The following is a 22,376-nucleotide window of genomic DNA, read 5'->3' as shown; positions in this document are numbered from 1 at the left end:
GGTCACCACGCGTCGCCGGACCGGTCCTCGCAGGTCACGCTGACCGACAGGTCGGGGACGACGGAGGCGTCGAGGCGCAGGATCATGAGTCCGCCGTGCTCGTCGTCGGGGACGGTGCCCGTGGAGCTCCGGGTGTAGGAGAGGCCGCGCCACCGCTCCCAGCCGAGCTGCTCGTAGAAGCCCGTCGCGCGCCCGGTCGAGAGCATCGCCACCGGCCACCGGGTGCGGATCTCCTCCTGGAGCCGCTCCATGGTCCGTCGCCCCACTCCGGTGCCCTGGCGCCCGGGGTCGGTGGCCACGGCCTCGACGTACCCGACGGTGAGCCACGCACCGTCCCCGAACCGGATGGGTCGGGGCACGGCACTCGCGTGCGCGAGAAGGTGGTCGCCGTGGCGAGCCAGCACGTGCACCCCGCCGTACGCGTGCTCCGCGTCCTCGTCGCTGAAGCGGTCGCCGAAGGCCCGGTCCCAGAGCGCCCGGAGGTCGGCCCGCATGGCCGCGTCGATGCGGTCGGACTCCACGACGACGAGCTCCATGCGGCCAACCTACGGCGTCGCGGAGGCTGGGTCCGGGGACTAGGTTCGAGGGATGGCACAGCACTGGATCGCGACCCGGCCGGGTGACCTCGGCGTCTTCAGCCTCGAGGAGTACGACGTCCCGCCGCCGCAGCCGGGCGAGGTCACCATCGCGGTGCGGGCCGCCGGGATGAACCCGGCCGACGCCAAGCACGTGGCCCGCGGCACCGCGGCCGACTTCCCCAAGCCGATCGGCTACGAGGTCGCCGGCGTGGTGAGCGCCGTCGGGGCCGGCACCGAGATCGCGTCGGGCCAGGTGGCCGTGGGCGACGAGGTCCTCGCCTTCCGCATCAGTGGTGGGTGGGCCACCGAGGTGACGGTCGCGGCGCGCGACGTCTTCGCCAAGCCGTCGTCACTGTCCTTCGGCGAGGCCGCCAACCTGCTGCTCGCGGGGTCCACGGCCTCCGAGATGCTGCACGTGACCGGCGTCGGCGCGGGCGACACGATCCTGGTCCACGGGGCGTCCGGCGCGGTCGGCGTCAGCGTGCTCCAGCAGGCCGCGCTGCTCGGAGCGCGGGTCGTCGGGACGGCGAGCGAGGGCAGCTTCGACGTCGTCACCCGGTACGGCGGCGTGCCGGTCACCTACGGCGACGGCCTCGAGCAGCGCGTGCGCGAGGCGGCACCCGAGGGCGTGGTGGCCGCCCTGGACTGCGTGGGCACCGACGAGGCGATCGACGTGTCCCTCGCGCTGGTGGCCGACCGCGGACGGATCGTGACGATCGCCGCCGCCGAGCGTGCGAAGCAGGACGGCCTCACCGCGATCGCCGGCGCGATGCCCGCCAGCCAGGCCTACCGCGACTCCGTGCGCGCCGACCTCGTGCGGCTCGCCGGCGAGGGACGACTCGTCGTCCCGCTCGCGCGGGCCTTCCCGCTCGCCGACGCCGTCGAGGCCACGGAGCTGCTGATGGGCCAGCACCCGGGCGGGAAGCTGGTCCTGGAGCCCTGAGGCCCGGGCCGGTGCGCGCGGACCTCAGAGCGCCCGCTCGCGCACGTGGTCGTCCTCCCAGCGGTCGCCGATCCGGAAGCGCTTGCGGCCCACGCGCTCGAAGCCGTGCCGGGCGTAGAAGCCGTTCGCCCGGGCGTTCTCCTCGCTGACGCCGAGCCAGGCGCCGGCGGCCCCGGTGCTCCTGGCCGCGTCCAGGGTCGCCGTCATGAGGTGGGCGGCGGTTCCGTCCCCGTGGTGCGCCGGGTCGACGTACATCTTGGAGAGCTCGATGGTCGGGTGGTGGCGGAGCACCTCCGCGACGTCGGGATCCGCCGGCGTGCCCGCGACGAGCATCGAGTAGCCGACCACCTCGTCGCTGTCGCCCGTGACCGCCACGTGCAGGATGCGCGCCGGGTCGAGGAGGTGGCGCGCGAAGGCAGACTCGGAGAGCTGGTCGGCGATGAACGCCTCCGTCTCCTCCACCGGGGTCTGCGGCGTGCACGCGAGCGGGAAGGTGAGGGCCGCGACCCGGTGCAGCGCGGCGGCGTCGGACGGGACGGCGAGACGGACCACGTCGGGCATCCGGCGAGTCTAGGGAGCGGTACGACGACCGCGGGCAGCGGCGACCGTCGTCGCACGTCCCGGCCGACGCCCGACCGACGGTGACGGGCGGCGGTCAGCCGGTGCTCTCGTCGACGACGTCGACCACCAGGCGCGGCGGCCCGGAGAGGGCCAGGACCCGGAACGGGACGCGGTCGCCCTCGATGCCGGCCAGCACCTGCGTGTAGCCCTCGAACGTCCCGCCGACGTGCACGTCAGCGACGTCACCGCCGTCCTCGGGCTCGAACTGCCCAGGGCCGCTGTAGTAGCCGGACGCCGGCCAGGTGGTGCCGGACGCGTAGATGTCCAGGATCGCGTCACCGCCCAGCGGCACGGCGTCGCCGCTCCCGTCGAGCACGGCCTCGTCGACGTAGTTGACGGTCCAGCCGGGGGTGCCCGTGCCCGAGAACTCCAGCACGATCCGGTCGAAGCCCTCGTGCTCACCCACGCGGACGTCCCTGAGCACCAGGTCCCAGTCCCCTGAGTTGTCCGCCGTCTGGCGCGCGGTGTTCGCGGGGAACGCCGCGGGCTCGTCGGTGTGGTCGCCCGCGGGGGAGTCGGTGGAAGAGGTGTCGGGGGTGACGGCTTCGGTGGCGTCGGTGGAGGTGGCCTCGGTGGAGGTGGCCTCGGTGGTGGGCTCCGGCGAGGCGGTGGCCCGGCTGGTCGCGGGACCGCTGCTCGCGTCGCCGCCGTCCCCGCGCTCGACGCCGGAACCGCAGGCGGTCAGCAGCGGCACGATGAAGGCCGCGCTCACCACGGCGGTCGTGACTCGTCGCATCGTCCCCCCTCGAGCCGGTGCCGGGGATGCTAGTGGAGCCGGGTCCGCTCCAGGGCGATCATCGGGCCCGCGAGGACAGCACCGGCCTCCGGATCAGGACTATCGTCGTGGCATGGCGACCATCCTGGAACGTCTGCAGGACGCGGTGAACGCGCACGACGCCCGGCGCATGGCGTCGTTGTTCGCCCCCGAGTACCGGAGCGTGCAGCCGCTGCACCCGGGTCGGAGCTTCACCGGGAGTGCTCAGGTCTTCAAGAACTGGTCGTCGGTCTTCGACGGTGTGCCCGACCTCGTCGCGGAGCTGGTCACCGCAGCCGTCGACCAGGACACCGAGTGGGGTGAGTGGAGCTGGCACGGTCACCACGCGGACGGCTCGCTCTTTGCCATGCGTGGTGTCACGCTCTTCGTCGTGCGCGACGAGCTCATCGTCGCGGGGCGCTTGTACATGGAGCCCGTCGAGAGCGATGGCGGAGACATCGAGGCCGCTGTCCAGGAGCTGTACAAACCCCCTCCGGAGTAGGCGACGGGCCCGCACACGACGCCCTCCCTGTCTCGACGGGCCACCGTCCACAGCCCCTTTTCTGGGGATGGAATCGAACGCATGTTCGACTAGACTGGGTGTATGCCGCCGGTCCCGCCCGTGGGACCACCCAGCGGCCGATCAGCGGGGGATGGGATGACGACCGGACACCTGGTTCAGGAGGCAGCCGAGGCGATCTCGGCCGCGCTGGACAAGGTCGGCCAGGTCGAGCTCCTCTACCTCGCGCCGACCGAGAAGGCCGCTGCGCTGGTGGAGCTGGCTCGGCTCGAGTCGCGGGTGGCGTCGGTCCGCCTTCGGCTGATGGCCGTGGCCGACGACGTGGCCGAGGAGTCCGGTGACCGCGACGTCGCGGCGTGGTTCCAGCGGACCGTGAGGGCCGATCGTGGCCGGGCGCGTCGGGACCTGGCCCTGGCCCGGTCCCTGGAGCAGCGATGGGCTGTCCTCGCCGAGGGCCATGGGTCCGGGGAGGTGTCGACCGCGCAGGCCGATGTCATCGGCCGGGCCCTTGATGACCTCCCCGACGACACCCCGGCGGACGTCGTGAGAGATGCGGAGCGGGTGCTGGTCGAGCACGCCGCCGCGTTCACCCCGAGCGAGCTGCGGGTCCTGGGCGGCCGGATCCTCGACGTCGTCGCCCCCGAGGTCGGCGACGAGCAGGAGCGCAAGCGCCTTGAGGACGAGGAACACAAGGCTCGCAAGACGACGTCGCTGACGACGCGGTCGCACGGTGACGGGACCACGACGATCGGGATCCGGGTCCCCGACGCCACCGCGGGCCGGTTGCTGACCTACCTGCACGCCTGGACCAACCCCCGCAAGAGCGACGGCGATCCCGGCAGCGCCAGCGACAGCAGCGCTGACGCGAGCTCCTCGGTCCCGTACTCCACCCGTCTCGGGCATGCGTTCTGTGCGCTGCTGGAGCACCTCGACCCGACGAAGCTCCCCCGCCACGGTGGGACCGCCACCTCGGTGGTCATCACGATGGACTTCGACACCCTCGTCAGCGGGCTCGGGGTCGCGACCACCGACACCGGCCACCGCATCAGCGCCTCCGAAGCCCGGCGCCTGGTCTGCAACGCCGGCCTCATCCCCGCCGTCCTGGGTGGTAAGTCCGAGGTCCTTGACCTGGGCCGGTCGAAGCGGCTCTACGAGAACGGCCCACGGCGGGCGATGGACCTCCGCGACTTGCACTGCCGTGCCGAGGGATGCGACATCCCCGCCGCCTGGTGCGAAGCACACCACCTCATCCCTTGGAGCAAGGGCGGCAGGACCGACCTCGCCGACGGGCTCCTGCTCTGCTCCCATCACCACCACCGGGCCCACGACGACAGCTACCTCCACGACCGACTCCCGAGCGGCGACCTGAGGTTCCATCGCCGCAGATAGGACGCGGACGGATCGACGAGAGGACCCGGGACGTCAGGCGGTCCGTCGCGCCCGCAGCACCTGGTCGGTCGTGTGATGAGCACCCGGCCCCTCGACCTCTCCACGCTCGACCAGCGCGGCCACCTCGACGGTCCAGCCCGCCGCGGTGACGGCGGCCAGCAGGTCCTCGTGCCCGACGTAGTCGTCTGGGTCGAAGCCGTGCTCCAGCGCCCGGGCGCGGTCGACGAAGGCGTGGTGCACCACGAGCAGCGTGCCGCCCGGTGCGACCGACCCCAGCAGCGTCGCGACGACCGATCCGTCGCCGCGCAGCAGCGCCGGGTAGAACACGCTCACCAGGTCGTACGTCGCGTCCGCCGGGAGGTCCTCCAGCCCCAGGTGCTGCCACTCGACCTCCACGCCGAGGGTGTCGGCCGCCCGGCCGGCCCGCTCCAGCGCCCTGCCCGAGACGTCGATCCCGGTGACCCGCCACCCCGCTCGGGCGAGCCACACCGCGTCGGCGCCTTCACCGCAGCCGACGTCCAGGGCCGTGCCCGGCGCCAGGTCGGTGACCTCCCGGACGAGCGCCTCGTTGGGCCGACCGCTCCACATCGGCTCGTCGCCGTACCGCTCGTCCCAGTCGACACCGTGACCGGGCCCGTGCGCGTGTTCGTCCACGCCCGTTAGTTTGGCAGGCATGGAATATCGATACCTCGGACACAGCGGCCTCAAGATCTCTGAGATCACCTACGGCAACTGGCTCACCCACGGCTCGCAGGTGGAGAACGACATCGCGACCCAGTGCGTGCAGGCCGCGCTCGACGCCGGCATCTCGACCTTCGACACCGCGGACGCCTACGCCAACACGGCGGCCGAGTCCGTGCTCGGCGAGGCGCTCAAGGGCGAGCGGCGCGAGTCGCTGGAGATCTTCACCAAGGTCTACTGGCCCACCGGGCCCAAGGGCAAGAACGACACCGGTCTGTCCCGCAAGCACGTCATGGAGTCCATCAACGGCTCCCTGCAGCGGCTCCAGACCGACTACGTCGACCTCTACCAGGCGCACCGCTTCGACACCGAGACGCCGCTCGAGGAGACGATGCAGGCCTTCGCCGACATCGTGCGCCAGGGCAAGGCGCTCTACATCGGCGTCAGCGAGTGGACCGCCGACCAGATCCGGGCGGGCGTGGAGATGAGCCGCGACCTCGGCTTCCAGCTCATCTCGAGCCAGCCGCAGTACTCCATGCTCTGGCGCGTCATCGAGGACGAGGTCGTCCCCGCGTGCGAGGAGCTCGGCGTCTCGCAGATCGTGTGGAGCCCGATCGCGCAGGGCGTGCTGACCGGCAAGTACGTCCCCGGCCAGCCGCTGCCCGAGGGCTCGCGCGCCGCCGACGAGAAGGGCGGCGCCGACATGATCAAGCGGTTCATGAACGACGACGTCCTCACCCGCGTGCAGGCACTCAAGCCCGTCGCCGACGAGGCCGGCCTGACCATGGCCCAGCTCGCCGTCGCCTGGGTGCTCCAGAACGACAATGTCGCCTCCGCCCTCGTCGGCGCCTCGCGTCCCGAGCAGGTCGGCGAGAACGTCAAGGCGGCCGGCGTGAAGCTGGACGCCGACGCGATGGCCGCGATTGACACGGCCCTCGGCGACCTCGTCGAGCGGGACGCGGGCAAGACGATCGAGAACTCCCCGCGCTCGCGCGTGGTCTGAGCGGAGTACGCCGCCGGGTCGGCGTCGGGGTCAGTCCTCGACGCCGACCCCGAGGCGGTAGACGAGGTGTCCGCCCAGCCAGGCACCCGCCCCGGCCACGACCGTCCCGGCGAGCGCCAGTCGGCGGGCCGCACGGCGGTCTCCGCGCCGGTGCCTGATCCAGGCGAACGCGAAGAGGCCGAGCGAGGCATCCATCGTGCCGGCGTGCACGAGCGCGACCCGGGTGTCGGTCCCCGACGTCGTGCCGAGGTCGTGGGCCCCGGTGAGGGCCGTGGGCAGCGCGGCCAGGCAGCCGGTGGCCAGCAGCGTGTCGACCGCCGCGGCGTGCCGCTCGCCGTCGACCAGGTCGAGCAGCACCGCCATCCCCCACGCCCCCAGCGGCAGCTGCGCGGCGACGGGGTGGACGCGGTGGCCGAGCCACGCCCCGCCCAGCAGGGCGTCCGGAACGGGCGGCGCCACGAGCGTGTCGTGGGCGGCGGACCGGGCGAGGTCCGCCGCCGCGTCCAGGACGTCCGCGTCCTCGATGCGACGGGCGACTGTCTCGAGCAGGCTCATGCGTCCTCCGGAGTCCGAGTGGGTCAGCGTGTGTCCGAGTGGGTCCCGCCAGTCGACCACGACCCGGCCCGGATGGACAGGGCCGAAGGGGTGCGACGTGGCCGGCCCCACGCGTCACCAGACGATGTCGTCCTCGGTGGCGACGAGCCGGGCCGCGACCGCCTCGGCACCGGCCGGCTCGGAGACGAGCAGCACGGGGTCGAACACCACGCCGGTGCGCTCGGTGATCGAGGCCACCGGCACCTGGTAGGTCTCGAACTCGCCGAGGTCGATGATCTCCAGCGGGTCGAGGTCCTGGGTGAGCAGGAAGGCCCGCGCGGTGAGGACGCCGTCCTCCTCCCACGTGATGACCTTCCAGAACTCCCGGGGGACGAGGACGCCGCGGTACACGAGGTCGTCGTCGCGCAGCACCGGACCACCGAAGACGCTGATCCGCAGCAGGTCGATGGTGACCGCCTCGTAGAGCGCGTCCTCGAGCCTCCCCCACAGGCCCCAGCGGGCCGCCTGGTTGAACGAGTCCATCTGCGGGGTGATGTTGGTGAAGTAGAACGAGTCGGTGTTGGCCTGCGCTGCCTCGGTCGCGCCGCCCCAGGTGAGGTCGGCTCGACGGGCGAGGTGCCCGCGGTCGAGCCGGTTGTCGGCGTACAGCTCCTCGCCGGTCTGCACGTCGGCCGGCAGCCGCGGGTCCAGCCGGAAGTCGTCGGTGCGCGGGAGGCGGCGCATCGCGGTGCCGTCGACGTTCCACGCCACCCAGCGCGCGAGGCGGCGCGAGGCGCTCATGGTCAGCGAGAAGTGCGTGTACGGCACGACCGGAGTGCCGTCGAGCTCGACCGCGTCGTYGCGCAGGTCGGCGGTCAGCGTGGGGACGGCGACGGGGGTGGCGAGGAAGCCCGTGTCGTAGCCCGTGGGCGTGGCGTCCGGTGTCGTGGCGTCCGGTGTCGTGGCGTCCGGTGTCGTGGCGTCCGGTGTCGTGGCGTCCGGTGTCGTGGCGTCCGGGGTCGTGCCGTCCGGTGTCGTGGTGGACATGTCACGACGGTACGACGTGTGGGGCCCGCCCGTAGCGTGGTGGACGACCCCAGGAGTGATGCCCGATGAAGCCCACCGTGACCCGCACCTTCGCCACCACCGCGCCGCCGGAGGTCGTCTACGACTACCTCTCCGACTTCAGCAACGCCGAGGAGTGGGACCCGGGCACGGTGTCCTGCGAGCGCGTCTCCGGCGACGGCGGCGTGGGCACGGTCTACCGCAACGTCTCCTCCTTCCTGGGCCGCACGAGCGAGATCACCTACACCACCGTGGAGGCCGAGCGCCCCACGCGCATCCACCTCACCGGGACCAACGAGCAGTTCGACGGACACGACGTGCTCGGCATCCGGGCGAGCGGCACCGGCTCGGAGGTGACCTACACCGCGGAGTTCGCGTTCAAGGGCCCGGCACGGTTCGCGGTGCCGGTCGTCGCGGCGTACCTCCCGGTGCTCGCGAAGAAGACCGTCGAGCACCTCCGCACCACCCTGGACGGCCTCGCATGAGCCGGTCGCTGCCCGTGCGGGCACTCGACACCGTGCTGGACCGGACCCTGGTGCTCGGCTACACGACCATCGGGCTGCGGGTGCGCCAGGCGCTGCCGGGCTGGCCGGCCGACCCGGCCCCCGACGCGCTGGCCGGACGCGACGTCCTGGTGACCGGCGCCAGCTCGGGGCTGGGGATCGCCACCGCTGAGGGACTGGCGGGCCTGGGTGCGCGGGTGCACCTGGTGGTGCGCGACGAGGCCAAGGGCGGCCGGGTGCTCGACGAGATCGCCGGCCGTCGGCCCGGTGCGTCGCTGCGGCTGTGGCGCTGCGACGTGGGCGACGTCGACGACGTACGCCGCTTCGCCGGCGAGGTCGCGGCCGAGCTGCCCGCGATCCACGCCATCGTGCACAACGCCGGGGTGATGCCGCCCGAGCGCGCGGAGTCGGCCCAGGGCCACGAGCTCAGCATGGCCGTGCACGTGGTCGGCCCCGTCGTGATGACCGAGGCGCTGCGCCCGCGGCTGGCCGGTGGCCGGGTCGTCCTGGTGAGCAGCGGCGGGATGTACGGACAGGCCCTGCGCGCCGACGACCCGGAGTTCCGTCGCGGGGCCTACTCGCCGACGACGGCGTACGCCCGCTCCAAGCGGATGCAGGTCGAGATGCTGCCCCTGCTCGCCGACCGGTGGTCGCTGGACGGGATCAGCGCCGCGGTGATGCATCCGGGCTGGGCCGACACCCCCGGGGTGCAGGAGTCGCTGCCGCGCTTCCGCTCGATCACCCGGCCGGTGCTGCGCAACGACGCCCAGGGTGCCGACACCAGCGTCTGGCTGGTCGGCACCGAGCCGGCGCCGGCCACCGGCCGCTTCTGGCACGACCGGGTGGAGCGGGCGACCCACCTCCTGCCCACCACGCACACCGACGAGGCCGACCGGGCGCAGGCGTGGGCGTGGCTCCGGCGGGCCGCCGAGCTGTCGGACTGAGGCTAGGGTCGACGCGTGATCCGCCACACCGTCGCCTTCCGCCTCGTCCACCCGTCCGGCTCGCCCGCGGAGCAGGAGTTCCTGGACGCCGGTGCGGCCCTGGCCGCCATCCCCGGCGTGCAGCGCTTCGAGCAGCTGCGTCAGACGGGCAGCAAGAACGACTTCTCGTTCGGCTTCTCGATGGAGTTCGCCGACCAGGCCGCGTACGACGCCTACAACACCCACCCGGTGCACGCGGCGTTCGTCGCGCAGCGCTGGGTGCCCGAGGTCGAGGACTTCCTCGAGCTCGACTACCAGCCGCTGGGGTGAGCCTGCCGCCCGTGTCCCGCGCGTAGGGTCGCCGGCATGGACACCCCCCACGACAGCACGGGCCCGGACAGCGCCGGCAGCGGCTTCGAGGATCCCGACGCGGGTGCGGGCACCAGTCCCGCCTCGTCGTTCCCGGGCGCCGGTGAGCGCGTCGGTGAGGCCGACCGCCAGGACGCCCTCGAGGCCCAGCCCGAGGGCAACGCGACCGTCGGCGACATGGTCGACACCGACGCCGTCGACTCCCGCGCGCACGAGGACGGGCCCGGCTCCGACGAGGTGGCCGACGCCGTCGAGCAGCCGTCCGAGGAGTCCGTCGAGGACGACGACTGACCCTCGGGTCACCCTGCGGGTGGCCCACCCTTGTCCGCGGGGGTGCCACCGGACACAGTGGAGGCATGAGCCACGAGAGCGAAGGTGACTGGGGCGAGACCCAGCTGGACCAGGCCGAGCAGGCCGATGCAGAGATCAACCTGGAGGACCCCAGCGCGGGTGACGACGAGCCGTGGAGCCCGCCGGACCGCCAGCCTCGCGGGGCCGAGTTCATCGAGGGTGACGAGACGATCTCCCAGCGGTTGCGCCAGGAGGACCCCGACGCGGACGCCGGCTACCACGACCCCGACGACATCGACATGGTCGGCGGTGACGACCCGGACGCCGTACCCGCGGACGAGGACGTGGTCGGTGGCGGTGGCGTCATCGACCCGGGCAGCGAGGAGGGGCCCGAGGCGGGCGCCCTTCACCTCGAACCCTGAGTCGCGCCCCTGACCCGTGTGCCGGGCCTATGCTCACCGGCCATGACCTACGTCGCCTGGGTGCTGCTCGCGCTCGCCGGAGCCCTCCACGTCTACATCTTCTGGCTGGAGTCCTTCGCGTGGACCGCGGACAGCACCCGGCGCACGTTCGGGACGACCGCGGAGCAGGCCGAGGTCACCCGGCCGCTGGCCTACAACCAGGGCTTCTACAACCTCTTCCTGGCGATCGGGGCCTTCGTCTCGGTGGGGTTCCTCGCCGCCGACCACGACGACGTCGGGCTGGCCCTGGCCGTGATGTCGGCCGGCTCGATGCTCGCGGCTGCGCTGGTCCTGGTCCTCAGTGACCGCAGCAAGGCGCGGGCCGCGCTGACCCAGGGGCTCTTCCCGGCGCTGGGCCTGCTCGCGCTGCTGGTCTCTCGCTAGGAATACCCCCAAGGGGTATGCGGTTGAGGCGGGTGTCCGCACCCACAGCCTCACCCACAGGAGGGGAGCTCCCATGATCCGCATCCAGAAGGACCTCCAGGCCCTCAGCGCTCTCAGCGCCCTCGCGCCGTACGACGCCTTCCGCCGGGCCGAGGCCCTCTTCGAGCAGCGCGACTACTACACCGCTGCGAAGGTGCTCCAGCACCTCGTCGACACCCACCCCGACGAGCGCGACCTCGGGGGCGCCCGCGAGCTCCTCGCGCGCAGCTACTACCACTCGGCGCAGGCGCGCCGGGCCGCCAAGGTGGCTCGCGACCTGCTCGAGCGGGACCCCGGCAACGCGTACGCCGCCCTGCTGCTGTCCCGCTCGCTGGAGCGCAGCACCGGGCGTGACGAGGCGCGTCGGGCCGAGGCCGTGGCCATGCGCCGGCTGGCCGACGCCATGACCGCGGACGCCGAGCGGCCGGCCGCCTGAGCCGTCCTCACCCGGCGGCGAGCAGCCGGCGCCCGAGCTCGCGCACGGCCTCGCGCACCTCGTCGCCGGCCACCACGCGGAAGGACACGGGCAGCAGCGCCAGCCCCTCGGCGTACGACGCCGGATTGCTGGTGCTGCCCGTGAGCCGGGTGGTCTGCTCGTCGATCTCCTCGAGCCGCCCGAGGCGGCGGGGGAGCCAGGCGATGCGGTCGAGCGGGGCGTCGATGACGACCTCGACGGGGTGGTCCCACCCGACTGCGAGGTGCTCCTCGAGGGCGGCGACCGGGTCCAGGCCGGCCGGCGGGCGGAACCCCGCGTCGAGGACCCGGACGCCCGTGACCCGGTCGATCCGGTAGGCGCGGGTGGCCTCGGAGTGGTGGGACCAGCAGAGCAGGTACCACCGGCCGTGCCGGACCACGATGGCCCACGGGTCGACGACGCTCTCCCACTCGCGACCGGCCTCGGAGCGGTAGCCCAGCGACACCCGGCGGCTCGTCGAGGTCGCCCGGACCAGGGTCGTGATGACGGCGGGGTCGGGGCGGGCGGCGGACCGGTCGGGAACCGCGGCGGCCGTGCGGCGTACGGCCTCGGCCTGGGCGGCCACGGTGTCGGGGAGCGCCGCGATGAGCTTGCCCAGCGCGGAGCCGACCAGGTCGGTCGGGTCGCTGGCCGGGTGGTGCCCGTCGAGCGCGGCCATCACCAGGCCGAGCGCCTCGGCGGCGCTGAACCGCAGCGGGGGCAGCCGCAGGGCACGCGCGACCCGGTAGCCGCCGTACTGCCCGCGGCTGCTGTCGATGTCGATGCCTGCGGAGCGGAGCACCGCCACGTAGCGTCGCGCGGCCCGGTCCGAGACGCCGAGGCGCTCGCCGAGCTCGACGGCGCCGATGCCGGGGCTGGACTGGATCAGGTCGAGCGCGAGCAGTGCCCGCGCCGTGGGGTTGGTGTCGTCCACACCGGCAGGATCGCACGGACAGCGGACGCGATCCGTCCGGAAACGGTCCTACGGTGGACGGCATGACCACGTCGTACACCTCAGGCTGGACCCCGCCGCCGTGGGAGCCCCCCGTCGCCGGCACCGAGACCGAGCACCTGCTGGGTGCGATCAACCGGATGCGGGCGACCTTCCGCTGGAAGGCCGGGCACCTCGACGCGGCCGGGCTCTCGGCCACGCTGGGTCCCTCGGCCCTCACTCTCGGCGGACTCGTGCTGCACCTCGCCATGGTCGAGGACTACATGTTCACCACCAAGCTGCGCGGCGAGGAGCTCGGCGAGCCGTGGCGCTCGCTGGGCCACGACGGGAGCGACGACTGGGACTTCACCGGTGCCGGCGGCTTCGCTCCCGAGGAGCTCTACCGGCTCTACGACGACGCGGTCGAGCGCGCCGACGGGCGGATCGCGGCGGCGCTCGAGGAGGGCGGGCTCGACTTCGAGTGCCACGTCGACGACGGCAACGGCCACCACGCGTCGCTGCGACGGCTGCTCTTCGACCACCTCGAGGAGTACGGCCGGCACACCGGCCACGCCGACCTGCTGCGCGAGTCGGTCGACGGGGTCACCGGCGAGGATCCGCCGGACGACTGGACCCGCTGAAGGCTCGCTACCCCGACGTGCGGTCTCCGGCTCCGACACCGGCGGGCAGCCCGGCCAGCCTCACGCGCCCTGGGCGGCCTGGACCGTGGCGAGCGCGGCGGGCGTCACCGGGTCCACGAGGTCGGCGTACTCCTCGTGCTTGCCCACGAAGCGCTTGACGTAGGGGCACACCGGCACGACGCGCAGCCCGGCCTCGCGGGTGGCGTCGAGGGCGTGGGTGACCAGCTCGACGGCCAGGCCCTGCCCGGCGTACTCGTCGCCGACCTCGGTGTGGAAGAAGATCCGCTGGGCGCCGCTGTCGACGAACTGCGTCAGGCCGGCACGGGTGCCGTCCACGGAGATCTCGAAGCGGTCGCCGGCGAGGGTCACGTCAGTGGTCATGGGACCAGCCTAGGAGCCGCCGGGTCGTGGGACCCGCGCCGCGGATCGTCCACAGCGATGAGACCTGCGAGTCGTGTCCACAGGCCGCGACAGCACCGCCGCCTGTGTCGGTCCACGAGGGCACCGTGGACCCACCGACACGAGTGAGGAGCACGAGATGTGGCCCAGCGGTGAGCAGGCGTCGGGCGGCGTGATGCGGGTGGAGTACGACGCCCTCACGCGCGCCGCCGTCGAGGAGCGGGCGGTGCGCAACGCACTGGTCCGGGTGCAGAAGGAGCGCCGTGGCGCCACCCTGCCGCCGGCCGCACTGGGTCGCATCCTGCCCGGCGAGGAGCTCCTCGCGGCGGTGCGTCGCGCCGACGACGCCGTCCGCCGACGGCTCTGGGACGGGGCCCACCGGTGCCAGGACCTCCACGAGACCCTGCAGGAGTTCAGCGACGACGTGCGGCTCGTCGACGAGGACGTGGCGGGCCGCTTCGAGGCGCAGGTCCGGTCCCTGGGCGGTGATGTCGCATGAGTGGGATCGCAATGAGGTCCACCCGGATGGAGTCGATCGCCCTCCTCGGCAGTCTTCCCGCCGAGGTGCAGACCGTCATGCGACCCCTGGTCCAGCCGCTGCTCGAGCAGTGGGACTCACTCGTCGGTGACCACGAGGTGGTCCGGCAGGCCGCGGAGCGGTGGCGCGGGACGGGCCGCCACCTCCACGACCTCGCCCGCCGCCAGCACYGGACYGTGGCCGACACGGAGGGCCGCTGGGTCGGCCACGCCCAGTGCAGCTGGGTGGGGGCGGGTCGGGAGGTCGCTGTCGACGTCGAGGCGCTGGCCGGGCGGTGCGCCGACATCGGGGCCTGCCTGGACGAGGCGTCGGTGGCCGTGCACGAGACCGAGCTGCTGGTCCGCGCGCTGGTGCACGAGCTCCTCGAGTGGGCGGCCCTCAGCCTGGCGGTGTCGGCCGTGACGGGGCTGGTGACCCTGGGAGCATCGACGCTGGCCGGCGCCGCGACGGCCGCGACCCGGGCTGCCGTGACCGGCTCCCGGATCGCCACCCTGGTGCGACGCCTGGCCGCGGTGCTGCAGCGCATCCGGGCCCGCATCGACGCGCATCGAGCGTGGGTGGAAGGTCTCTCGACCGTCCGGCGCAAGGCCCTGGAGCGCGTCGAGAAGCAGGTGGTCGACACGGTGGTGAAGAAGCCGCTGCGAGGCGCGACCTCGGAGGCCACTGGGATGGACGGGCAGGTCCGCGATCCCCTGGAGGCGCTCGCGGCGGCCCGGTCGCGCGAGCGGCCGTTGCCGGCCACGTGACCTTCCAGCCGCGCGCCGCCCCGCGCGGGCCCACCGGCCCGGGCTCACCCGCCAGGGGCGGACGTGGCAGGGGCTCAGTCGGCGGAAGCGATGTGCACGAGGGCGTCACCGGAGTTCACCAGCGCCTGCTCGGTGCGACCGATGACGACCCCGGTGCGGTTGGCGTGCACCAGACGCAGGGTCTTGCCGAACGCGTCGACCAGGGCGCCGAGCCGCTCGCCGTCGGTGACCTCCTGGCCGAGGGTCGCGTCCAGGTCGAGGATGCCGGTGCGCCGGGCGCGGACCCAGCCGCTGGCCCGGCACTCCACGCTCGCGGAGGGCGGGGCCACGTCGACACCGTCCACCATCCCGAGGGCGGCGAGCACGCGGCGTACGCCGACGACGCCCGCGTCGATCGCGTAGCCGTCCATCCGCAGGCTCTCGCCCGCCTCGTAGAGCAGCACCGTCGCCCCGTGCTCGCGGGCGGCGTGCCGCAGCGAGCCGTCCCGGATCCGGGCGTGCAGCATGACCGGCGCCCCGAAGGCGGCGGCGAGGTCGCGGGTGAAGCCGTCGTCGAGGTCGGCTCGGATCTGCGGCAGGTTGGAGCGGCGGTCCGAGCCGGTGTGCAGGTCCAGCCCGACCGAGCACTTGTCGACGACCTCGGTCATCACCAGGTGGGCGATCCGGCTGGCCAGGGACCCCCGGGCCGATCCCGGGAAGGACCGGTTGAGGTCACGTCGGTCGGGCAGGTAGCGGTCACCGTTCATGAAGCCGAGCACGTTGACCATGGGGAGCGCGACGACGGTGCCGCGCACCTGCTTGGGGTCGAGCCCGGCGAGGACCTGGCGGACGACCTCGACGCCGACGACCTCGTCGCCGTGGATCGCGGCGCTGATCCACATGGTGGGGCCGTCCTCGCGACCGTGCACGACGCGCACCGGCAGGCTCACGTCGGCCCCGGTCACGAGCCGGGTGATCGGCAGCTCGAGGTTGCGGATCGTCCCGGCCCGCACCCGCACCGTGCCGATCGCGAACGACTCGCGGGCCATCAGTCGTCCCCTCGTCGTCGCATGCGCAGACGCTATCCGGTGGAGGTGGTCCAGTCCGGACAGGCCCGAGGAAGACGAGGCCTCCCCCGGGTGTTGGTGCAGGTGACCGTCGTCCCCATCCTCGAGGAGTCCCCATGGCCACCGTCGTCGTGTTCGGAGGCACCGGCTACACCGGCGCGAACGTCGTGCGCGAGGCCGTCGCCCGCGGGTTCGAGGTCGTCGCAGTCAGCCGATCCGAGCCCCGGGACCCCGTGCCGGGGGTGCGCTACGAGGCCGGCCCGGCCGAGGAGGTCGCGCGCCGTGTCGTCCCCGGCGCGGACGCGGTGGTGGCCGCCCTCTCACCGCGCGGCGACATGGCCGGCCGCCTCGTCGAGGTGTACGGCGACCTCGCGCGCCAGGCAGCCGAGGCCGGTGCCCGCTACCTCCAGGTGGGAGGGTTCAGCTCGCTCCGCCCCGCGCCCGAGGCCCCACGCTTCGTCGAGGGCGAGATCGCCGCCGAGTACCTCGACGAGGCGCTGGAGGGCGAGGCCACGCGCGTCATGCTGGTCGAGCAGGCGCCCGCCGACCTGGACTGGGTCTTCGTCAGCCCGGCCGGGGAGTACGGCGCCTGGGTCCCGGGCGAGCGGACCGACGCCTACCGGGTCGGGGGCGAGGTCGCGCTGTTCGACGATGAGGGCAAGTCCCGCGTCTCCGGCGAGGACTTCGCGGCCGCCATCGTCGACGAGATCGAGAAGCCGGCCCACCACCGGGCGCACATCGGCGTCGTCAGCTGACCCGCTGCGCCGGGGCTACACGCCGCGGTTGCGCCGGCGTACGGCGCGCTGCGGACGACCGCCCACGTARGAGCGCCGGGAGTCGACGAGGAACCCCTGGCGCAGCGCCTCACGACCGATCAGCATCCGGAAGCCCATCTCGTCACGACTGCTGAGCGTCACCTCGGCGGTGACGGTCCGGTCGAGCAGGCGCACGTCCATCAGCACGACGTACCGCTCCTCGGAGTGTCCCGACGAGCTTCGCACCGCGCGCCTGTCGTGCACCGGGCACTCGTGCGCGACGGTGTCCTCCTCCGACCGCTGCCAGGGCCGCAGCGAGAACCGCACCCACGGTTGCTCGTCGCGCGAGAACTCCTCGACGTCGAAGGCGTGCACCGACGACGAGCGTGCTCCGGTGTCCAGCTTGGCCTTGATCCACTCCACTCCGGCGTCGGGGAGGGTGACCCACTCGCGCCAGCCGGCGACGATGGTTGGATGGGGAACGGCCACGCCCCCCATCCAATCAGGCCCCCATCCCCGTCAGGCCCCCATCCCAGTCAGGCCCCCATCCCAGTCAGGTGGAAGAGTGAAGCTCGCGATCCTGTCCCGCGCCCCCCGGGCGTACAGCACCCAGCGCCTGCGCACGGCCGCCCTCGACCGCGGCCACGAGGTCAAGGTGCTCAACACCCTGCGCTTCGGCATCGACCTGTCGGGCGACGAGCCGGACCTGCAGTTCCGCGGCAAGCAGCTGTCCGACTACGACGCGGTGCTGCCGCGCATCGGCAACTCGATCACCTACTTCGGCACCGCGGTGGTGCGCCAGTTCGAGCAGATGGACGTCTACACGCCCAACACGGCGTACGGCATCTCGAACTCGCGCGACAAGCTCCGCGCGACCCAGATCCTCTCCAAGCACGGCATCGGGATGCCCGCGACGACCTTCGTCCGCGACCGCGCCGACGTGATCCCGGCCATCGAGCGCGTCGGCGGGGCGCCGGTCGTCATCAAGCTCCTCGAGGGCACCCAGGGCATCGGCGTCATCCTGGCCCCCGACATCAAGGTCGCCGAGGCGATCATCGAGACCCTGCAGAGCACCAAGCAGAACGTCCTCATCCAGCGCTTCGTCAAGGAGAGCAAGGGCCGCGACATCCGCGCGCTCGTCGTGGGCGACCGCGTCGTCGCGGCGATGCGGCGGGTGGCGCAGGGCGACGAGTTCCGCTCCAACGTGCACCGCGGCGGTTCTGTCGAGCCGGTCGAGCTCGACCCGGCCTTCGAGGAGGCGGCGGTCCGCTCCGCGCAGATCATGGGCCTCAAGGTCGCCGGCGTCGACATGCTCGAGGCCAACGACGGCCCCCAGGTGATGGAGGTCAACTCCTCGCCCGGCCTCGAGGGCATCGAGACCGCGACCAAGCTCGACGTGGCCGGCGCGATCATCGACCACATCGCCAACCAGGTGGCCTTCCCGCAGATCGACGTGCGCCAGCGGCTCAGCGTCTCGACCGGGTACGGCGTGGCCGAGCTGCTCGTCCACGGGGACGCCGACATCGTCGGCAAGCCACTGGGGGAGTCGGGCCTGAGCGAGAAGGACATCTCGGTGCTGACCCTGCACCGGGGCACGACCGTGTTCCCCAACCCGAAGGCCGGCCACGTCCTCGAGCCTGAGGACCGGCTGTTGTGCTTCGGCCGGCTCGAGGAGATGCGCTCGATGATCCCCGAGCGTCGCAAGCGCCGGCAGAAGGTCAAGAAGCTCCCCAAGAACCCGATCCACGAGCAGGAGTGAGGACCGGGCTGCCCTCGGGTCAGTAGCCACCCTCGGGCGGGACCATCTCGCCGCGGATGCCGAGCAGGCGTACCGGCCGGTCGTCGTCGAGGGCGAGGTAGAGCTCGTGCCCGGTGCGCGCGAGGACGTCGGGGTCGTACGTCGGCGTGGCCAGCTTGCGCACCTTGGTGAAGGTGAAGAAGGGCTTCACCCGCACCTTGAGGTGGACCCGCATCGCCGCCCGCTCCTCGCGGCGCAGGTCGGCGACCACCTGCTCGGCGAGCACCCGCAGCGCGTCCGGGACCTCGGCCGGGTCGAGGTCGCGCTGGTACGTCGTCTCGTGGCCGTGCGCGCGGGCCACCCACGGGGTGTCGTCGGGCCAGGCGCGACCGCCGCCGCGACCGAGGCGACCCACATGACCGCCGCTGACCGGGCCCAGCTCGGCGACCAGCGCGTCCTCGGGGGCACGCGCCAGCTCGGCGACAGTGTGGATGCCGAGGCCCGCCAGCCGTGCGGAGATCCGGGGACCGACGCCCCACAGCGCGGTCGTCGGGCGCTCGCCCATCACCTCGAGCCAGGTGTCGCGCGTGATTCGGAAGGTGCCCCGGGGCTTGCCGAAGTCGGTCGCGGTCTTGGCCCGGACCAGGGTGTCGCCGATGCCGACCGAGCACCACAGGTCGGACGCGTCCAGGACGGCCCGCTGGACCTCCCGGGCGGTCGCCTCCGGGTCGTCGGTGTGGACTCCGACGAAGGCCTCGTCCCAGCCGAGCACCTCGACGACGGCATCCGGGAGGTGCCTGAGCGTCTGCATCACGCGTTTCGACGCCGCCTCGTAGACCGGCCGGTCGACCGGCAGCAGCACCGCCTCAGGGGACCGGCGCGCCGCGACGCGCAGCGGCATCCCCGACCGCACGCCGTGCTCGCGCGCCTCGTACGACGCCGTGGAGACGACCGCGCGCTCGGTGGGGTCCCCGCGTCCGCCGACGATCACCGGGAGGCCCACCAGCTCGGGTCGCCGCAGCAGCTCCACGGCGACGAGGAACTGGTCCATGTCGACGTGCAGCACCCAGGGCGGCGCGCTCGTGGTCACCGCCCCATCATGGCCAGGTCGGGCGCGGCGGGCGAGGTGGCCGGGTCAGCCCGTCGGACCCTCCCACCACGGGTCGGTGATCTCCCGCAGCTCGGCGAGCAGCGTCCGCAGCTCGGCGAGGCGTTCGGGTCCGAGGTGGCGCGCCCACTCGCGCTCGACCCGGCGCTCGACCGTGCGGGCCTCCCGTTGGACGGCACGGCCCCGCTCGGTGAAGTGGACGAGCCGGGCCCGCGCGTCGGTCGGGTCCGGGCGTCGCCCGACGTAGCCGGCGCGCTCCAGCTGGTCGACGAGGTAGCCCGCCGTCTGCTTGGTGACCTGGCCGGCCGCGGCGAGGTCGGTCGACCGGGTGCCGTGCTCGCCGATGCGGGCGGCGAGACGGGCCTGGGCGAGCGTGAGGTCGTCGTACCCACGCTCGGACAGGTGCTCCATGACCCGTGTCTCCACGTGCCGTTGGGAGATGAACATCAACGCCCCGGTGCCCGGCTCGGCCATCGCGGTCCTCCTTGACAGAAATGGTCAGTCTCTCTGACTATATAGGTGATCGGCGGGGTGGACCGGTGCGGAGGGGTCACATGGAGCGCGACGAGGTCTGGCGGCACACGACGGAGGCCCGGGTGGCCCTGCGCGCGGTGCTCCGCGACCTGTCGCCCGCGGAGTGGGAGCAACCGTCGCTGTGCGCCGGCTGGCGGGTGCGCGACACCGCGGCCCACCTGATCTCCGGACCGCAGATGCGAGCGGCCAACACGCTGCGTGCCATGACCGGCGTGTGGCGCGGCTACAACGGCGCGATCCTCCACGACGGGCAGAGGCGGGGCCGCGCACACGTGGCGGAGATCCTCGCGCAGTACGACGCGTGGGCCGAGGTCCCCAGGGGGCCGCTCACCGTCACCCACGTGGAGCCGCTGATCGACGCGATCGTGCACGGCCAGGACATCGTGCGCCCGCTTGGTCGCACGATCGCGGTGCCCCCCGAGGCGGCGGCCGTCGCCGCCGATCGCGTGTGCGCGCTGGCCCTCCTCTTCGGCACCCGTCGCCTCCTCTCCGGGGTGCGGATGGTCGCCACCGACACCGACTGGGCGCGCGGCTCCGGCCGCGAGGTGCGGGCGCCGATGCTGGACCTGCTGATGATGGGCGCGGGCCGTCCCGGACCGGGGGACGGGGCGCGCTGACGCACCCGCCGTCCTGACACACTGGCGCCGTGATCGATCCRCTCCAGACGGTCCTCATCGTGGCCGCGCTCGTCCTCGCGCTCGTCACGGGTGGCTACGTCGCCCTCGACCGCAGCCCCGACCGGGTGCTCGTCGCGCTGCTCGCCCTCCTCGAGATCGGCCTCGTGGTGCAGGYCGTCGTCGGCATCGCCCAGCTGGTCGGGGGCAGTGGCGATCCCACGATCACCTTCGTCGGCTACCTGCTGGCCGCGCTCGTGGTGCTGCCCATCGGCCTGCTCTGGTCGCTCGGGGAGCGCAGCCGCGGCGCCACCGCGGTGCTGATCGTCGCGCTGCTCACCGTCGCCTTCCTGGTCGTCCGACTGGAGCAGATCCATGCCGCAGCCTGATCCGGGGACCGCGCACCGGCGCTCCACCTCGAGCGGCCTCGGGCGTGCCCTGGTCGCCACGTACGCCGTCTTCGCGCTCGCCGCGACCGCCCGCAGCGCCGTCCAGCTCCTCACCAAGGCCTCCGACGCCCCACTGGCCTACGCCCTCTCGGCGGTGGCCGCGGTGGTCTACGTGCTGGCCACCCTCGGGCTCGCCGAGGTGGGTCCCCGGCCCCGCGCCATGGCGTGGGGGGCCGTCGGCTTCGAGCTCGTCGGTGTCCTCACGGTCGGGACGCTGACCGTCCTGGACCCCGAGCTGTTCCCAGACGCGACGGTCTGGTCGGCGTACGGTCAGGGCTACGGCTACCTGCCGCTGGTGCTGCCGTTCCTCGGCATCGCCTGGCTGCTGCGCACGCGGCCCCGCGGCCGGCCCTGACGGGGGCCCACGGCCCGGCACCCGGTCGCTCTCGACGGGAGGCGCCGAACCAACCCGCGGCCGGGTCAGGCCGAGGGGTCGCCGGTGACGGCGGGGAACTCGGTCATCGCGTGGTCGGCGATCTTCTTCATCATCCAGGCGTCCATGCCGCCGCCGATGAAGCCCCCGATGACCGGGACCCCGCGACCGAAACGGCCGACGGTCCTGACGCCGACGCTGCGCATGAGGTTGAAGCCGACGGCCTTGTTGACCATCATCATGGCCGCCGGCGGCATCCCGCGGGTGGCCAGCGTGGCGAGGCGGCCGCCGCCGGTGCTCATGCCGGCCTTCTTGAGCACGTCGTCGGCCCGGGAGCCGACCAGGGTGAGCAGGACCGCGGACCGGATGCGCTCGTCGGTCAGGTCGTAGCCGCGGAGCTGGGCAATGGCACCCACCATCCGGGTCGCCTGGACGTAGAACTCCAGGACGTTGGCCGGCAGGGCGACGGGCAGGGTGACGAAGCCGCCGACGCCGGTGACGAAGCCGCCGACGCCACCGCCGAGGGTGGCGCCACGGCCGACAGCCTTGAGCGCCTTCTCCGTCGACCCCTCCTTGGCCAGGGCCTTGTCGGCGATCTGGGACGCCGAGCGGACCGGGCCACGGCCGTCGAGGCCGATGTCGAGCAGCATGTCGATGACGCGGTGGATGGGTCCGGCGTCCTTGGAGGGGTCCTGGGCGGCCTCGAGGGCCGAGCGGGTCTCCTCGACCTGCTCACGCTTCGGGGTGAAGAGGTCGAACAGGCCCATCGTTGCTCCTGGTGCGCTCTGGGTGGTGTCGGTGTCTCACATCGATCCGGCCGCGATCCTGTCACGCGGCACCCGGACCCGAATCACCCTCAGGGACGCTGCTGCTGCTCCACGGGTCCGTACGCCGGGGCGGGCTCGTCCTCCAGGGTGGCCGCGACCGACACGGTCAGCCCGCCGAGCAGGAAGCCGGCGATCGCCGCGGCGAGGGTCGAGGTCTGCATCGCG

At 73.1% G+C, this 22,376-nt stretch carries 33 protein-coding genes; 19 read left to right on the top strand and 14 right to left on the bottom strand.

Going from position 1 to position 22,376, the window contains the following annotated elements; all coding sequences use genetic code 11:
- Nucleotides 1-2 precede the first annotated feature (2 nt).
- On the bottom strand, nt 3-536 hold the full coding sequence (locus AC1DQF_RS06550; protein ID WP_477524404.1) for a GNAT family N-acetyltransferase: 534 nt from the start codon (nt 534-536) through the stop codon (nt 3-5).
- A 52-nt stretch (nt 537-588) separates the two neighbouring features.
- Here AC1DQF_RS06550 and AC1DQF_RS06545 point away from each other — a divergent pair, with 52 nt between their 5' ends.
- Nucleotides 589-1,521 carry a quinone oxidoreductase family protein gene (locus tag AC1DQF_RS06545; RefSeq protein WP_477524403.1) on the top strand — a complete coding sequence of 311 codons (933 nt, stop codon included), beginning with the start codon at nt 589-591 and terminating at the stop codon, nt 1,519-1,521.
- A 24-nt stretch (nt 1,522-1,545) separates the two neighbouring features.
- Here AC1DQF_RS06545 and AC1DQF_RS06540 read toward each other — a convergent pair whose 3' ends face one another.
- Together AC1DQF_RS06540 and AC1DQF_RS06535 are read right to left on the bottom strand one after the other, a co-directional pair.
- Nucleotides 1,546-2,082 (bottom strand): N-acetyltransferase family protein, encoded by a 537-nt coding sequence (locus AC1DQF_RS06540; RefSeq protein ID WP_477524402.1) that lies wholly within the window; start codon nt 2,080-2,082, stop codon nt 1,546-1,548.
- Nucleotides 2,083-2,176: 94 nt separating this feature from the next.
- The gene (locus AC1DQF_RS06535) at nt 2,177-2,878 is read right to left on the bottom strand and encodes an AMIN-like domain-containing (lipo)protein (protein ID WP_477524401.1); all 702 of its coding nucleotides are present in this window, start codon (nt 2,876-2,878) and stop codon (nt 2,177-2,179) included.
- Between the two features lie 112 nt (nt 2,879-2,990).
- On the opposite strand from AC1DQF_RS06535, the gene AC1DQF_RS06530 reads away from it, so the two are divergent.
- Both AC1DQF_RS06530 and AC1DQF_RS06525 read left to right on the top strand, forming a co-directional pair.
- Nucleotides 2,991-3,398: a nuclear transport factor 2 family protein gene (locus AC1DQF_RS06530; RefSeq protein WP_477524400.1), complete on the top strand. Its 408-nt coding sequence runs from the start codon at nt 2,991-2,993 to the stop codon at nt 3,396-3,398.
- A 156-nt stretch (nt 3,399-3,554) separates the two neighbouring features.
- Nucleotides 3,555-4,805, top strand: coding sequence for an HNH endonuclease signature motif containing protein (locus AC1DQF_RS06525; RefSeq protein WP_477524399.1), 1,251 nt, complete (start codon nt 3,555-3,557; stop codon nt 4,803-4,805).
- Between the two features lie 33 nt (nt 4,806-4,838).
- Here the strand turns inward: AC1DQF_RS06525 and AC1DQF_RS06520 are convergent, their stop codons facing one another.
- Nucleotides 4,839-5,459, bottom strand: coding sequence for a class I SAM-dependent methyltransferase (locus AC1DQF_RS06520; protein ID WP_477524398.1), 621 nt, complete (start codon nt 5,457-5,459; stop codon nt 4,839-4,841).
- A 19-nt stretch (nt 5,460-5,478) separates the two neighbouring features.
- On the opposite strand from AC1DQF_RS06520, the gene AC1DQF_RS06515 reads away from it, so the two are divergent.
- Nucleotides 5,479-6,489, top strand: coding sequence for an aldo/keto reductase family protein (locus AC1DQF_RS06515; RefSeq protein ID WP_477524397.1), 1,011 nt, complete (start codon nt 5,479-5,481; stop codon nt 6,487-6,489).
- Nucleotides 6,490-6,519: 30 nt separating this feature from the next.
- On the opposite strand, the gene AC1DQF_RS06510 is transcribed toward AC1DQF_RS06515, so the two are convergent.
- Both AC1DQF_RS06510 and AC1DQF_RS06505 read right to left on the bottom strand, forming a co-directional pair.
- Nucleotides 6,520-7,044 carry a DUF2231 domain-containing protein gene (locus AC1DQF_RS06510; protein ID WP_477524396.1) on the bottom strand — a complete coding sequence of 175 codons (525 nt, stop codon included), beginning with the start codon at nt 7,042-7,044 and terminating at the stop codon, nt 6,520-6,522.
- A gap of 114 nt (nt 7,045-7,158) precedes the next feature.
- Nucleotides 7,159-8,070, bottom strand: coding sequence for a DNA/RNA non-specific endonuclease (locus AC1DQF_RS06505; RefSeq protein WP_477524395.1), 912 nt, complete (start codon nt 8,068-8,070; stop codon nt 7,159-7,161).
- Between the two features lie 65 nt (nt 8,071-8,135).
- On the opposite strand from AC1DQF_RS06505, the gene AC1DQF_RS06500 reads away from it, so the two are divergent.
- From AC1DQF_RS06500 to AC1DQF_RS06470, 7 genes are all read left to right on the top strand, one after another.
- Entirely contained in the window at nt 8,136-8,573 is a 438-nt protein-coding gene (locus tag AC1DQF_RS06500; protein ID WP_477524394.1) for an SRPBCC family protein, read from the top strand.
- Nucleotides 8,570-9,535, top strand: a complete 966-nt coding sequence (locus AC1DQF_RS06495) for an SDR family NAD(P)-dependent oxidoreductase (RefSeq protein ID WP_477524393.1) — start codon at nt 8,570-8,572, stop codon at nt 9,533-9,535. Before AC1DQF_RS06500 ends, AC1DQF_RS06495 begins: the two co-directional genes overlap by 4 nt.
- A 15-nt stretch (nt 9,536-9,550) precedes the next feature.
- Entirely contained in the window at nt 9,551-9,844 is a 294-nt protein-coding gene (locus tag AC1DQF_RS06490) for a Dabb family protein (RefSeq protein ID WP_477524392.1), read from the top strand.
- Between the two features lie 36 nt (nt 9,845-9,880).
- Complete coding sequence (locus AC1DQF_RS06485; RefSeq protein ID WP_477524391.1) at nt 9,881-10,174, top strand: hypothetical protein; 294 nt, start codon at nt 9,881-9,883, stop codon at nt 10,172-10,174.
- A 65-nt stretch (nt 10,175-10,239) separates the two neighbouring features.
- Nucleotides 10,240-10,596: a hypothetical protein gene (locus AC1DQF_RS06480; protein ID WP_477524390.1), complete on the top strand. Its 357-nt coding sequence runs from the start codon at nt 10,240-10,242 to the stop codon at nt 10,594-10,596.
- A gap of 42 nt (nt 10,597-10,638) precedes the next feature.
- Nucleotides 10,639-11,019, top strand: coding sequence for a DUF1304 domain-containing protein (locus tag AC1DQF_RS06475; protein WP_477524389.1), 381 nt, complete (start codon nt 10,639-10,641; stop codon nt 11,017-11,019).
- A 73-nt stretch (nt 11,020-11,092) separates the two neighbouring features.
- Nucleotides 11,093-11,494 (top strand): tetratricopeptide repeat protein, encoded by a 402-nt coding sequence (locus AC1DQF_RS06470; protein WP_477524388.1) that lies wholly within the window; start codon nt 11,093-11,095, stop codon nt 11,492-11,494.
- 7 nt (nt 11,495-11,501) lie between these two features.
- Here AC1DQF_RS06470 and AC1DQF_RS06465 read toward each other — a convergent pair whose 3' ends face one another.
- Nucleotides 11,502-12,446 (bottom strand): helix-turn-helix transcriptional regulator, encoded by a 945-nt coding sequence (locus AC1DQF_RS06465; RefSeq protein WP_477524387.1) that lies wholly within the window; start codon nt 12,444-12,446, stop codon nt 11,502-11,504.
- Between the two features lie 62 nt (nt 12,447-12,508).
- Here AC1DQF_RS06465 and AC1DQF_RS06460 point away from each other — a divergent pair, with 62 nt between their 5' ends.
- Entirely contained in the window at nt 12,509-13,084 is a 576-nt protein-coding gene (locus tag AC1DQF_RS06460; protein ID WP_477524386.1) for a mycothiol transferase, read from the top strand.
- A 60-nt stretch (nt 13,085-13,144) separates the two neighbouring features.
- On the opposite strand, the gene AC1DQF_RS06455 is transcribed toward AC1DQF_RS06460, so the two are convergent.
- Nucleotides 13,145-13,465 carry a GNAT family N-acetyltransferase gene (locus tag AC1DQF_RS06455; RefSeq protein WP_477524385.1) on the bottom strand — a complete coding sequence of 107 codons (321 nt, stop codon included), beginning with the start codon at nt 13,463-13,465 and terminating at the stop codon, nt 13,145-13,147.
- 157 nt (nt 13,466-13,622) lie between these two features.
- On the opposite strand from AC1DQF_RS06455, the gene AC1DQF_RS06450 reads away from it, so the two are divergent.
- Nucleotides 13,623-13,982, top strand: coding sequence for a hypothetical protein (locus AC1DQF_RS06450; RefSeq protein WP_477524384.1), 360 nt, complete (start codon nt 13,623-13,625; stop codon nt 13,980-13,982).
- Between the two features lie 11 nt (nt 13,983-13,993).
- Nucleotides 13,994-14,767 carry a hypothetical protein gene (locus tag AC1DQF_RS06445; RefSeq protein ID WP_477524383.1) on the top strand — a complete coding sequence of 258 codons (774 nt, stop codon included), beginning with the start codon at nt 13,994-13,996 and terminating at the stop codon, nt 14,765-14,767.
- A 74-nt stretch (nt 14,768-14,841) separates the two neighbouring features.
- Here AC1DQF_RS06445 and AC1DQF_RS06440 read toward each other — a convergent pair whose 3' ends face one another.
- Nucleotides 14,842-15,795, bottom strand: coding sequence for a succinylglutamate desuccinylase/aspartoacylase family protein (locus AC1DQF_RS06440; RefSeq protein WP_477524382.1), 954 nt, complete (start codon nt 15,793-15,795; stop codon nt 14,842-14,844).
- A 134-nt stretch (nt 15,796-15,929) separates the two neighbouring features.
- Between AC1DQF_RS06440 and AC1DQF_RS06435 the strand changes: the two genes are divergently transcribed.
- Nucleotides 15,930-16,568 (top strand): NAD(P)-dependent oxidoreductase, encoded by a 639-nt coding sequence (locus AC1DQF_RS06435; protein ID WP_477524381.1) that lies wholly within the window; start codon nt 15,930-15,932, stop codon nt 16,566-16,568.
- A gap of 15 nt (nt 16,569-16,583) precedes the next feature.
- Here AC1DQF_RS06435 and AC1DQF_RS06430 read toward each other — a convergent pair whose 3' ends face one another.
- Nucleotides 16,584-17,057: an ATP-dependent zinc protease family protein gene (locus tag AC1DQF_RS06430; RefSeq protein WP_477524380.1), complete on the bottom strand. Its 474-nt coding sequence runs from the start codon at nt 17,055-17,057 to the stop codon at nt 16,584-16,586.
- Between the two features lie 76 nt (nt 17,058-17,133).
- Between AC1DQF_RS06430 and AC1DQF_RS06425 the strand changes: the two genes are divergently transcribed.
- Nucleotides 17,134-18,327 (top strand): RimK family alpha-L-glutamate ligase, encoded by a 1,194-nt coding sequence (locus AC1DQF_RS06425; RefSeq protein WP_477524379.1) that lies wholly within the window; start codon nt 17,134-17,136, stop codon nt 18,325-18,327.
- Between the two features lie 19 nt (nt 18,328-18,346).
- On the opposite strand, the gene AC1DQF_RS06420 is transcribed toward AC1DQF_RS06425, so the two are convergent.
- Nucleotides 18,347-19,396, bottom strand: a complete 1,050-nt coding sequence (locus tag AC1DQF_RS06420) for a DNA polymerase IV (protein ID WP_477524378.1) — start codon at nt 19,394-19,396, stop codon at nt 18,347-18,349.
- A 45-nt stretch (nt 19,397-19,441) separates the two neighbouring features.
- Nucleotides 19,442-19,888, bottom strand: a complete 447-nt coding sequence (locus tag AC1DQF_RS06415) for a MarR family winged helix-turn-helix transcriptional regulator (RefSeq protein ID WP_477524377.1) — start codon at nt 19,886-19,888, stop codon at nt 19,442-19,444.
- A gap of 80 nt (nt 19,889-19,968) precedes the next feature.
- On the opposite strand from AC1DQF_RS06415, the gene AC1DQF_RS06410 reads away from it, so the two are divergent.
- From AC1DQF_RS06410 to AC1DQF_RS06400, 3 genes are read left to right on the top strand one after another with little or no spacing between them, the layout of a single operon-like run.
- A complete protein-coding gene (locus AC1DQF_RS06410; protein ID WP_477524376.1) occupies nt 19,969-20,565 on the top strand; it encodes a maleylpyruvate isomerase family mycothiol-dependent enzyme in 597 nt (198 codons plus the stop codon).
- 29 nt (nt 20,566-20,594) lie between these two features.
- Nucleotides 20,595-20,951: a hypothetical protein gene (locus AC1DQF_RS06405; RefSeq protein WP_477524375.1), complete on the top strand. Its 357-nt coding sequence runs from the start codon at nt 20,595-20,597 to the stop codon at nt 20,949-20,951.
- A complete protein-coding gene (locus AC1DQF_RS06400; protein ID WP_477524374.1) occupies nt 20,938-21,366 on the top strand; it encodes a hypothetical protein in 429 nt (142 codons plus the stop codon). Before AC1DQF_RS06405 ends, AC1DQF_RS06400 begins: the two co-directional genes overlap by 14 nt.
- A gap of 65 nt (nt 21,367-21,431) precedes the next feature.
- Here AC1DQF_RS06400 and AC1DQF_RS06395 read toward each other — a convergent pair whose 3' ends face one another.
- Nucleotides 21,432-22,151, bottom strand: coding sequence for an EcsC family protein (locus AC1DQF_RS06395; protein WP_477524373.1), 720 nt, complete (start codon nt 22,149-22,151; stop codon nt 21,432-21,434).
- A gap of 89 nt (nt 22,152-22,240) precedes the next feature.
- Complete coding sequence (locus AC1DQF_RS06390; RefSeq protein ID WP_477524372.1) at nt 22,241-22,372, bottom strand: hypothetical protein; 132 nt, start codon at nt 22,370-22,372, stop codon at nt 22,241-22,243.
- Between the last annotated feature and the right edge of the window lie 4 nt (nt 22,373-22,376).

The organism is Nocardioides sp. P4_G4, assembly GCF_056401085.1.
This window is presented reverse-complemented; position numbering and strand designations above follow the sequence as displayed.

Bases quoted from the DNA above. Each gene is read 5' to 3' on its own strand.
- AC1DQF_RS06395 (WP_477524373.1), bottom strand. From the start codon at position 22,151: ATGGGCCTGTTCGACCTCTTCACCCCGAAGCGTGAGCAGGTCGAGGAG.
- AC1DQF_RS06450 (WP_477524384.1), top strand. From the start codon at position 13,623: ATGTGGCCCAGCGGTGAGCAGGCGTCGGGCGGCGTGATGCGGGTGGAG.
- AC1DQF_RS06435 (WP_477524381.1), top strand. From the start codon at position 15,930: ATGGCCACCGTCGTCGTGTTCGGAGGCACCGGCTACACCGGCGCGAAC.
- AC1DQF_RS06515 (WP_477524397.1), top strand. From the start codon at position 5,479: ATGGAATATCGATACCTCGGACACAGCGGCCTCAAGATCTCTGAGATC.
- AC1DQF_RS06550 (WP_477524404.1), bottom strand. From the start codon at position 536: ATGGAGCTCGTCGTCGTGGAGTCCGACCGCATCGACGCGGCCATGCGG.
- AC1DQF_RS06500 (WP_477524394.1), top strand. From the start codon at position 8,136: ATGAAGCCCACCGTGACCCGCACCTTCGCCACCACCGCGCCGCCGGAG.
- AC1DQF_RS06485 (WP_477524391.1), top strand. From the start codon at position 9,881: ATGGACACCCCCCACGACAGCACGGGCCCGGACAGCGCCGGCAGCGGC.
- AC1DQF_RS06410 (WP_477524376.1), top strand. From the start codon at position 19,969: ATGGAGCGCGACGAGGTCTGGCGGCACACGACGGAGGCCCGGGTGGCC.
- AC1DQF_RS06480 (WP_477524390.1), top strand. From the start codon at position 10,240: ATGAGCCACGAGAGCGAAGGTGACTGGGGCGAGACCCAGCTGGACCAG.
- AC1DQF_RS06460 (WP_477524386.1), top strand. From the start codon at position 12,509: ATGACCACGTCGTACACCTCAGGCTGGACCCCGCCGCCGTGGGAGCCC.
- AC1DQF_RS06390 (WP_477524372.1), bottom strand. From the start codon at position 22,372: ATGCAGACCTCGACCCTCGCCGCGGCGATCGCCGGCTTCCTGCTCGGC.
- AC1DQF_RS06525 (WP_477524399.1), top strand. From the start codon at position 3,555: ATGACGACCGGACACCTGGTTCAGGAGGCAGCCGAGGCGATCTCGGCC.
- AC1DQF_RS06495 (WP_477524393.1), top strand. From the start codon at position 8,570: ATGAGCCGGTCGCTGCCCGTGCGGGCACTCGACACCGTGCTGGACCGG.
- AC1DQF_RS06510 (WP_477524396.1), bottom strand. From the start codon at position 7,044: ATGAGCCTGCTCGAGACAGTCGCCCGTCGCATCGAGGACGCGGACGTC.
- AC1DQF_RS06540 (WP_477524402.1), bottom strand. From the start codon at position 2,082: ATGCCCGACGTGGTCCGTCTCGCCGTCCCGTCCGACGCCGCCGCGCTG.
- AC1DQF_RS06535 (WP_477524401.1), bottom strand. From the start codon at position 2,878: ATGCGACGAGTCACGACCGCCGTGGTGAGCGCGGCCTTCATCGTGCCG.
- AC1DQF_RS06545 (WP_477524403.1), top strand. From the start codon at position 589: ATGGCACAGCACTGGATCGCGACCCGGCCGGGTGACCTCGGCGTCTTC.
- AC1DQF_RS06530 (WP_477524400.1), top strand. From the start codon at position 2,991: ATGGCGACCATCCTGGAACGTCTGCAGGACGCGGTGAACGCGCACGAC.
- AC1DQF_RS06475 (WP_477524389.1), top strand. From the start codon at position 10,639: ATGACCTACGTCGCCTGGGTGCTGCTCGCGCTCGCCGGAGCCCTCCAC.
- AC1DQF_RS06415 (WP_477524377.1), bottom strand. From the start codon at position 19,888: ATGGCCGAGCCGGGCACCGGGGCGTTGATGTTCATCTCCCAACGGCAC.
- AC1DQF_RS06400 (WP_477524374.1), top strand. From the start codon at position 20,938: ATGCCGCAGCCTGATCCGGGGACCGCGCACCGGCGCTCCACCTCGAGC.
- AC1DQF_RS06440 (WP_477524382.1), bottom strand. From the start codon at position 15,795: ATGGCCCGCGAGTCGTTCGCGATCGGCACGGTGCGGGTGCGGGCCGGG.
- AC1DQF_RS06455 (WP_477524385.1), bottom strand. From the start codon at position 13,465: ATGACCACTGACGTGACCCTCGCCGGCGACCGCTTCGAGATCTCCGTG.
- AC1DQF_RS06470 (WP_477524388.1), top strand. From the start codon at position 11,093: ATGATCCGCATCCAGAAGGACCTCCAGGCCCTCAGCGCTCTCAGCGCC.